General features: G+C 40.0%; 5 protein-coding genes. All 5 read right to left on the reverse strand.

Going from position 1 to position 5,979, the window contains the following annotated elements:
- Positions 1–67: 67 nt before the first annotated feature.
- The 5 genes from manA to spxB all read right to left on the reverse strand — a co-directional run bounded on the left by manA (position 68) and on the right by spxB (position 5,692).
- A complete protein-coding gene (manA, locus tag ADH31_RS00225) occupies positions 68–1,012 on the reverse strand; it encodes a mannose-6-phosphate isomerase, class I (RefSeq protein WP_049508146.1) in 945 nt (314 codons plus the stop codon).
- A gap of 120 nt (positions 1,013–1,132) precedes the next feature.
- Positions 1,133–2,572 (reverse strand): 6-phospho-beta-glucosidase, encoded by a 1,440-nt coding sequence (locus ADH31_RS00230; RefSeq protein WP_049508147.1) that lies wholly within the window; start codon positions 2,570–2,572, stop codon positions 1,133–1,135.
- A gap of 165 nt (positions 2,573–2,737) precedes the next feature.
- A complete protein-coding gene (locus tag ADH31_RS00235; protein WP_049508148.1) occupies positions 2,738–3,316 on the reverse strand; it encodes a DUF3592 domain-containing protein in 579 nt (192 codons plus the stop codon).
- A gap of 143 nt (positions 3,317–3,459) precedes the next feature.
- Positions 3,460–3,807 carry a VOC family protein gene (locus ADH31_RS00240; protein WP_049508149.1) on the reverse strand — a complete coding sequence of 116 codons (348 nt, stop codon included), beginning with the start codon at positions 3,805–3,807 and terminating at the stop codon, positions 3,460–3,462.
- 109 nt (positions 3,808–3,916) lie between these two features.
- On the reverse strand, positions 3,917–5,692 hold the full coding sequence (gene spxB, locus ADH31_RS00245) for a pyruvate oxidase (protein WP_049508150.1): 1,776 nt from the start codon (positions 5,690–5,692) through the stop codon (positions 3,917–3,919).
- Between the last annotated feature and the right edge of the window lie 287 nt (positions 5,693–5,979).

Here is a 5,979-nt window from a genome sequence, read left to right on the forward strand (position 1 = left end):
AATCCTTTCAATAATTATTTGTCTAACTTTTTGGGGTCAGTACATAATGAACTCAGGCCCTTTCTTTTTATGGATGACTAACAATCAATTCTAGACCTTGACCTTCCAAAGTCCATGCATCAACATCGCTTGGCAAGATAAAGTGGCTACCTTTTTGGATTGGATATTCCTTACCGTCTACAATGAGCTGACCTTGACCAGCCAAGACACTTAACAAGCTGTAATCAACTGTTTTTTCAAAGTCAACTTTTCCAGTAATTTCCCACTTGTAAACTGCGAAGAATTCATTGGATACAAGGAGAGTTGAACGCAAATCATCTGCTTTAACAGTCACAGGACGGCTATTTGCAGGCTCACCGATATTTAAAACATCGATGGATTTTTCAAGATGAAGCTCACGCAAGTTGCCATTATCATCCTTGCGGTCAAAGTCATAGACACGGTAGGTTGTATCACTAGACTGTTGCGTTTCAAGGATCAAGATACCTGCACCGATAGCATGCATAGTTCCACTTGGAACATAGAAGAAATCCCCAGCCTTAACAGGAACCTTTGTCAGCAAGGCATCCCAGTTCTTATCTTCGATTTGTTGGCGGAGTTCTTCTTTTGATTTGGCATTGTGGCCATAGATAATCTCTGAACCTTCATCTGCGGCGATAATGTACCAACATTCTGTTTTTCCGAGTTCGCCTTCATGCTCTAATCCATAAGCATCGTCTGGATGAACTTGAACACTGAGCCAGTCATTGGCATCAAGGATTTTGGTCAAAAGTGGAAATACTGGCTCTGGACGATTGCCAAACAACTCACGGTGTTCCGCATACAAAGTAGCGAGGTCTGTTCCTTGATAGCGGCCATTGGCTACCTTAGACACTCCATTTGGATGAGCTGAGATTGCCCAGTATTCTCCGATTTTTTCATTTGGAATGTCGTAGCCAAACTCATCACGTAGTTTAGTCCCACCCCAGATTTTTTCTTGCATAACTGATTGTAAAAATAATGGTTCTGACATTTTATTCTCCTGTCTGATTTTTCTCCCCTCATTATAGCAAAAAAAGAGTTCCAGTTGAACTCTTTTTCAGATCTTATAAAGTAGGGAGAATATTTTATAAAAATAGTGAATAAATGTGTTCTACTCAATGCTTGCACCATTGCTGGCAATGACATCCTTGTACCAGTAGAAGGATTTCTTCTTGCTACGTTTGAGACTTCCATGACCTTCATTATCACGATCCACATAGATAAAGCCATAGCGCTTGTTCATTTCGCCTGTTCCAGCTGAAACCAGATCGATACAGCCCCAAGTCGTATAACCGAGCAAGTCTACTCCATCTTGGTATATGGCATCTCGCATAGCCTTGATATGAGCCTCTAGATAAGCAATCCGATAGTCATCTGCTACATAACCATTCTCATCTGGTGTATCAATAGCACCGAGGCCATTTTCTACGATGAACATGGGCTTTTGGTAACGATCCCAGATGGCATTGAGGGTGATTCGAAGCCCAAGTGGGTCAATCTGCCATCCCCATTCTGAGGATTCTAGATAGGGATTTTTGAGGGAGGCAAATACATTTCCAGCTGTTAATTCTTTAACTTCTGGATCCCCTGATGCCACTCGACTTGCATAGTAGGAGAAGGAAACAAAGTCAACAGTATAATTCTTCAATAAGTCTAGATCCTCTGCTGTCATTTCAATCACAATTCCTTCACGCTCCCACTGCTTCTTAGCGTAGCTTGGGTATTCCCCACGCGCCTGAACATCAATGAAAAAGTAACTCTTGCGATCTTCCTCCATAGCTGCCCAGTAATCTCTCGGATGGGCTGTGTTAGGATAATACTGCCCCGCTGCCAACATACATCCAACCTTGTTTTCTGGGTCAATCTCGTGGGCAAGCTTAGTCGCCATGGCTGAAGCCACCAACTCATGGTGAGCCGCTTGATATTTGACCTGTTCTTGATTTTCACCTTCTTCAAAACAGAGACCAGCTCCCATAAAGGGGGCATGGAGAATCATGTTGATTTCATTAAATGTTAGCCAGTATTTGACCAAACCCTTGTAACGGGTAAAAAGTGTGCGACAGAGATTCTCATAGAAGTCCAACATACGACGATTGCGCCAACCACCGTATTCTTCAATCAAGTGCATAGGACAGTCGAAATGCGTGATAGTTACCAGAGGTTGGATCCCATACTTCTGGCATTCCTTAAACAAATTCTCATAAAAGGCTAGACCAGCTTCATTTGGCTCTGCTTCATCTCCTTTGGGAAATATTCTTGTCCAAGCGATGGAAAGCCGATAGGTTTTAAAGCCCATTTCCGCAAAAAGGGCAATATCTTCCTTGTAATGATGGTACATATCAATGGCTTCTTTTGCTGGGTAAAAATAGCCTTCCTCAAAAGAAAACATCTTTTTCTGACCTGTGATAATGGCTTCACGCTCCTTACCGATTGGAACAACATCAACATTCGCCAACCCACGACCGTCTATATTATAGGCACCCTCACATTGATTAGCTGCCGTAGCACCACCCCAAAGGAAGCCCTCTGGAAATTGTAGTATTTCTGTCATCACTTTACCTCACATGATTTAGTACTACTATTATACTATCAAACATTTAAATAAAGCTGAAATAGCCCAAAAAATGTTTTAAGAAAAGCATTTTCTTTATAAAAAAGCTTCTACGATGAACATAGAAGCCAAATAGGGTAGTTGAAGTTTGTATACAAAACTGCTTTATTTCATAAGATTTGGAAGAATGAACATGATAAAGAAAGCTAGAGCAACCATAATAAAAACATTGAGATAGATAAAACATTTTGCCAACCATGCATATCGCCCAGGTCTTAGTGGTCTTTCTACATAGGAATGTTTTGGTTTTTTAGGATCATAATAAACAGCAACTTTTCCACCAATTGGAAAGCGTTCTTTAAGTGGAGATTTTGTATAAGACAAAAAACTATTCCCCTTAACTTTGTATCTTAAAACTTGTGGAATTTCACCATTTTCAAAACTATCCGTTTTTACATCAGATACGATTGAACCTAAGGGAGTACTGATTGTATTTGAAATAGCAGATAGAAATTTAGGCCCTACGACCTTGTATTGGTTTCCATCAACAGTGTATTCAACAACTGGGAGACTGATCCCATTATAAAGAGCATAGGAATATCGGATAATAACTCCTTCCGTTCTTTCGGTACATCTCTTGACATTACTATAATTACTAAATATAAAATAGGAAAACATAAAATAGGTGAAGGCAGCAAATCCTAAAATCATTAATCCAAATAATAGAAAGAAAGTTGTTGACATCTTTTTTCTCCTTAAAACATCATTATGAATCTATTTTAACAGAAATGAAAGAAAAAGACCGGATTGCTCCGATCTTTTAATCGTTTATGTTCTCAATTTCTGTTTTAAAAATAGCTAAGGTTAACTTCAAATGACTAAGCGTCCTATTTCATACGATAAAAATCAATCACTAGACCTGCAGGGCCACTTACTAGCAGGGATTCGGTTCCCCAATCAGTTACAACTGGCCCATGTAAAATCTCAATTCCTAATTCTTTCAAACGCTTTTGATTCTGTTCCAAATCTTCAACCTCAATGTGTAGAATGATTCCTGACTGAAAATTTTCCAAAGGTATCAAATGGTTTTGTGATAACATGAGGCAGTGGTTACCAATCGTGAACTGAGCAAAACCATCATCAACATAGTCCGCCTTCTTATCCAAGATACGCTCCAAGTCAGAACAGATCTGGGGAACATTTGAAACGATAATATCTAATTGATTTAAATTCATTTACTATCCTCCATAAAAAGACCGGATTTCTCCGATCTTTTAAGTTTCTCTCTAAGAAAATCAAAGCATAAAATTTACAATGTTTACTTTTGATTTTCCACAAGAGAAATTATTTGATTGCGCGTGATTGCAACCCTTCTTCTTCCAAGAAGAGGCGGAATGGTACGAGTTCTTCTGCTTCGTATTTTTCCTTGAAGGCTTTGATCGCTTCTTCTGAGTGTTGTTTTGGATCCAATTCAAGTACTTCTACTGGAAGTGGACGATGTGGAGTGATGCGAGCATCGATAACAACAGTTTTACCTTCTTTGTTCAATTTAACAGCTTCAGCAACGACTGCGTCGATGTCTTCGATACGGTCAACTGTAAATCCAATAGCTCCTTGAGCTTCAGCGATTTTCGCATAGTCAGCATTAGGGAAGTCACAACCAAACAAGTGTTTGTTTGTGTCTTCGTATTTGTCCTTGATGAAGGCATATTTACCATTTGAGAAGACAACGTTGATAACTGGAAGGTCGTATTGAACGTTTGTGATGACGTCTGGGTAGCACATGTTGAAGGCTCCGTCACCCATGATGTTCCATACTTGGCGATCTGGATTGTCTTTCTTAGCAGCGATACCACCAGGAAGGGCAATACCCATTGTCGCAAAGAGTGGAGATGTACGCCACATGTTCTTAGGTGTCATGTGAAGGTGACGAGTAGATGTTTGAGTAGTGTCACCTACGTCGATTGAATAGATAGCGTCTTGATCGGCATGTTTGTTGATTGCATTGTAAACTTGATACAATTGCAATTCACCCTCAGTTTTACCTTCGAGTTTGTTCATGTAATCACGCCAGTTTTGGTTATTCTTAACGTTTGCACGCCACCATGGAGTAGATTCAACTGGATTCACTTTGTCAAGGATTGCTTTCGCTGCTTGACCTGCATCACCAAGGATTGAAGCGTCTAGGGCATGACGTTTACCAAGTTTGTAAGGGTCGATATCGACTTGGATGAATTTTTCAGTATTCTTGAATGCTTCGTAAACTTCAGCGAATGGGAAGTTTGAACCAAGGAAAAGAACTGTGTCTGCTTCGAAGACAACTTCGTTGGCTGGTTTCCAACCAACACGGTAAGCAGAACCTGTCAAACCTTCGTAGTTCCATTCGAAAGCTTCGAAGTTTTTACCAGTTGTGATGATTGGTGCTTTGATTTTACGTGACAATTCAGTAATCACTTCACCAGCTTTAACACCACCGTAACCAGCATAGATAACTGGACGTTCAGCATTGTTCAAGATTTCAACTGCTTTGTTAATTTCAACTTCGTTCAAAGCAGGAGCGATGAATGAACGTTCGTATGAACCTGAACCGTAATATGAGTTTTCGTCGATTTCTTGGAAACCAAAGTTTACTGGAATTTCAACAACGGCTGGACCTTTTTTAGAAACAGCAGCACGGCAAGCTTCGTCGATTACTTTTGGTAATTGCTCTGCGTAAGCTACACGTTTGTTGTAAACAGCGATACCGTTGTACATTGGGTTTTGGTTTAATTCTTGGAAGGCATCCATGTTTAATTCGTTAACTGGACGTGATCCAAGGATAGCGAGGAATGGAGTGTTATCCATAGCTGCATCGTAAACACCGTTAATCAAGTGAGTCGCACCTGGACCACCTGAACCAACTGCAACACCAATAGATCCGCCAAATTTAGCCTGCATAACCGCTGCAAGAGCACCTGTTTCTTCGTGGCGAACTTGCAAGAAACGGATATCTTTGTCTTCAGCCAAAGCGTCCATAAGTGAGCTAAGTGTTCCTGATGGGATACCGTAGATAGTGTCTACGCCCCATGTTTTCAATACGTTAAGCATTGCTGCAGATGCAGTAATTTTCCCTTGAGTCATAATGATAACTCTCCTTAAAAGTTAATTTGATGAATAATAAAAGCGCTTTTATATGTTTTTTGAAAACGATTCAGTAAATTTACACTCCTAATTTATCACATTTACTTATAGTTTCATAAGAATGTGCTCAGAAACTTTCATTCTCTATTACAGTACAGTTTGGAAGCGTTTTTGAAAATCTGTTTTAGAATAGAAAAAAGCGGTTAAGACCGCCTTTTTATACTCAATGAAAATCAAAGAGCGAACTAGGAAGCTAGCCGCAGGCTGTACTTGAGTACGGCAAGGTG

It is taken from the genome of Streptococcus pseudopneumoniae (assembly GCF_001072375.1).
Classification (GTDB): Bacteria; Bacillota; Bacilli; order Lactobacillales; family Streptococcaceae; genus Streptococcus; species Streptococcus pseudopneumoniae_L.

Bases quoted from the DNA above. Each gene is read 5' to 3' on its own strand.
- manA (WP_049508146.1), bottom strand. From the start codon at position 1,012: ATGTCAGAACCATTATTTTTACAATCAGTTATGCAAGAAAAAATCTGG.
- ADH31_RS00230 (WP_049508147.1), bottom strand. From the start codon at position 2,572: ATGACAGAAATACTACAATTTCCAGAGGGCTTCCTTTGGGGTGGTGCT.
- ADH31_RS00235 (WP_049508148.1), bottom strand. From the start codon at position 3,316: ATGTCAACAACTTTCTTTCTATTATTTGGATTAATGATTTTAGGATTT.
- ADH31_RS00240 (WP_049508149.1), bottom strand. From the start codon at position 3,807: ATGAATTTAAATCAATTAGATATTATCGTTTCAAATGTTCCCCAGATC.
- spxB (WP_049508150.1), bottom strand. From the start codon at position 5,692: ATGACTCAAGGGAAAATTACTGCATCTGCAGCAATGCTTAACGTATTG.